At 65.9% G+C, this 2,618-nt stretch carries 3 protein-coding genes and 1 pseudogene; all 4 read right to left on the reverse strand.

What is annotated here, in order from left to right; all coding sequences use genetic code 11:
• Positions 1 to 788, reverse strand: a pseudogene (locus VGD93_RS03245) (hypothetical protein); the annotation flags it as partial.
• Between the two features lie 14 nt (positions 789 to 802).
• Positions 803 to 1,252, reverse strand: coding sequence for a Zn-ribbon domain-containing OB-fold protein (locus VGD93_RS03250; protein ID WP_395009141.1), 450 nt, complete (start codon positions 1,250 to 1,252; stop codon positions 803 to 805).
• A complete protein-coding gene (locus VGD93_RS03255; protein WP_395009143.1) occupies positions 1,249 to 2,205 on the reverse strand; it encodes an electron transfer flavoprotein subunit alpha/FixB family protein in 957 nt (318 codons plus the stop codon). Before VGD93_RS03255 ends, VGD93_RS03250 begins: the two co-directional genes overlap by 4 nt.
• A 16-nt stretch (positions 2,206 to 2,221) precedes the next feature.
• Positions 2,222 to 2,494 (reverse strand): hypothetical protein, encoded by a 273-nt coding sequence (locus VGD93_RS03260; protein ID WP_395009145.1) that lies wholly within the window; start codon positions 2,492 to 2,494, stop codon positions 2,222 to 2,224.
• Positions 2,495 to 2,618 lie beyond the last annotated feature (124 nt).

A 2,618-nucleotide genomic window follows, 5' to 3' on the forward strand; every position in this document is an offset into this window, starting at 1 on the left:
ACCGGGCCGGCGAGGCTGCGCGGCAGGGCGTCCTCGAAGCCGATGGTGGCGACGGCGCTCGTGGCAACGGTAATCGGCTTCGACGTGAAGCGACGGGCCATCTCCTTCGAGCAGATCACCGCGGCGGCGGCACCGTTCGACACCGGGCAGATCTCGAACAGACGCAACGGATTGCTGACGTAGGGCGACGCGAGCACTTCGTCGAGCGACACGGCCTTCTGGAAGCGCGCGAAGGGATTGCTCTCGGAGCACTTGCGGGCCTTCACGGTGACCTTGGCCATCTGCTCCTCGGTCGTGCCGTAATCGAACATGCGGCGGCGCGCGAGGGTCGCCCAGAAGGCTGGCCCCGGCATGCCGACACAGCGTTGGCGCAGGTATTCGGGGTCGTTCGCGTCCTCGACACCGGAGGTCTGGATCATGCCCTTGGGCATCACCTCACCGCCCACGACCAGAACGAGATCGTGGATGCCGCCGGCAACCAGTGAATAGCCGATGTTGAATGCATTGCCCCCGGCGGCGCAGCCGGCCGAGAGGTTGTAGACGGGGATGCCGGTGCAACCGAGGTCTTCGACGATGTCGTTTCCGTTCAGCCCCCAGCCCTTGCCGCCGGAGAAGCGCGAACTCGCCGCCGATACCGCCTGCACCTGCTTCCAAGACACGCCGGCGTCCTTCATCGCCATGTCGACCGCATGGCGGCACAGCTCGGTGACGGACTTCTCCCCCACGATCGCATCGCCCGTCTTGCCGAAGCGATGCATCCCTACTCCCAGAACGACGACTTCCTGCATGTTTCCCCCGGGGCTCAGAGCAGTTTGAATTTCCACGACGTGAAGGCCTTGCCGTCCTCGTGGTGGATGGGTTCGATCACGAGCCGGACGCGCGCGCCGACCCGCATGACTTCGACGGGATCCGCCATCTGCCCGACCACGCGCAGGCCGCTGTCGAGGTCGACGACGCCGATGGCATAGGGCACGAAGGGCTTGTCGTAGCGGTGCGGCGGGGGCGGCGGGAAGTCCGCGACCGAATAGCTCCACAGCCTTCCCTCACCCCCGAAGGTGCAGGGCACGATTCTCGATTCCTCGCAGCCAGGATTCCGGCATGCGGCCACCCGTGGGAAGTACGGGGTGTTGCAGCAGGTGCAGCGGGAGCCATGCAGGCGTGCGCCCTCCTCTTCCGAAAACAGCCCCGGGACGCAGGGCTCGCGCAGCGCGGCGGTGTTGGCAAGCTCATTCATCGTGTCGCGCTCCGTCATGCCTTCGCGGCCTTGATAAGTTCGGGCAGGATCTCCAGGCAGTCGCCCACGACCCCGTAGTGCGCGTAACGGAAGATCGACGCGTCGGCATCCTTGTTGATCGCGACGATGGTCTTCGCCGCGGAGCAGCCGGCCATGTGCTGGCTGGCACCGGAGATGCCGACGGCAACGTAGAGCGCCGGGCGGGTGATCTTGCCGGTGAGGCCCACCTGATGCGACGAGTCGATCCATCCGTCATCAACGACGGCGCGCGAGCCGCCCCACATACCGCCGAGGGCCGCTGCCATATCCTTCACCATCTCGAAGTTCTCCTTGTTGCCGAGGCCGCGACCACCCGAGACGATGATCTGGGCATCCTCGAGGCGCGCTTCGGCAACCTGCGGCGCGGAGATCACCTCGAAGCGCTCGGCGACGGGGCCCGTGTCGAGCGCAACCGCGTGCTGCACGACGGCCGTGGGTACGGCGGCAGGCACTGCGACGATCGAGGTCGTCGTCACCGACAGCACCGCGACCGGCGCCGTCAGCTCATATACCGCATGCGTGTCGCCACCGAAGGCCGTCGCTGTCACGTGGAGACCGCTGCCGGCCGGCTCCGCGTCGAACACGTTGGCGACCACCGGAACGCCCAGTCGGCCCGCGAGGCGCGCCGCGATGACGCGGGACTCGGCGCCCTGATTGAACAGCACGGCGCGTGGTGCGGTGCTGCTGCAGTAGGCGGCGAGGATTGCGACCAGCGCATCCGGTCCGGACGCCGAGGCGGCGGCTCCCTCGATGCTATCGAGACGGTTCACCCCGTAACGGGCAGCCACTTCGGTCGCCGCGCTCGCGGCACTGCCGAGCACCAGCCAGCGCAATTCCACCCCGGTCGCGCCAGCCAGTTTGCGTGCGAGCGTCAGCGCCTCTTCGGTACCGCCGTCGATGGCATCACCCCAGGAACACAGCACAACGGCCATAGCGAGTACTCCTTGTTCAGTGCGACGAATTGATCGAGCGGGCATCCGGCAGAGGCGGCGATATTTCCATGCGACCACCTTGCGGCGAATTTTTCGGCGCAGCCCCGGATCCCGATTCCTGAATCCAGTCTAATTGCCCCGCTTTTGTCGCACCGCACCGCTTCGAATCAGAAGGGGACTTTGCCAATTCATTTCCGGCCAGCCCGAAACCCTTGTCCCGCAAGGCATTGCGCAACCGCAGAATGGGCCGCGACACCACGCCCGGCGCGGGCATGGCCTTATCTGACATTCCTGCGGCCACTTCGGAACTGCCGCCGGACAACACCGCCGGAAATCGGAATCTAGAATCGGCTCAACGATTCGCGGCATAGGGCAATTGCCGATTTGCCGGCCGTCTTGATTAATTCCTGATG

This window comes from Devosia sp., from assembly GCF_036406155.1.
Taxonomy (GTDB): Bacteria; Pseudomonadota; Alphaproteobacteria; order Rhizobiales; family Devosiaceae; genus Devosia_A.

Coding starts and splice junctions, on each gene's coding strand:
- VGD93_RS03260 (WP_395009145.1), bottom strand. CDS start 2,494: ATGTCAGATAAGGCCATGCCCGCGCCGGGCGTGGTGTCGCGGCCCATT.
- VGD93_RS03255 (WP_395009143.1), bottom strand. CDS start 2,205: ATGGCCGTTGTGCTGTGTTCCTGGGGTGATGCCATCGACGGCGGTACC.
- VGD93_RS03250 (WP_395009141.1), bottom strand. CDS start 1,252: ATGACGGAGCGCGACACGATGAATGAGCTTGCCAACACCGCCGCGCTG.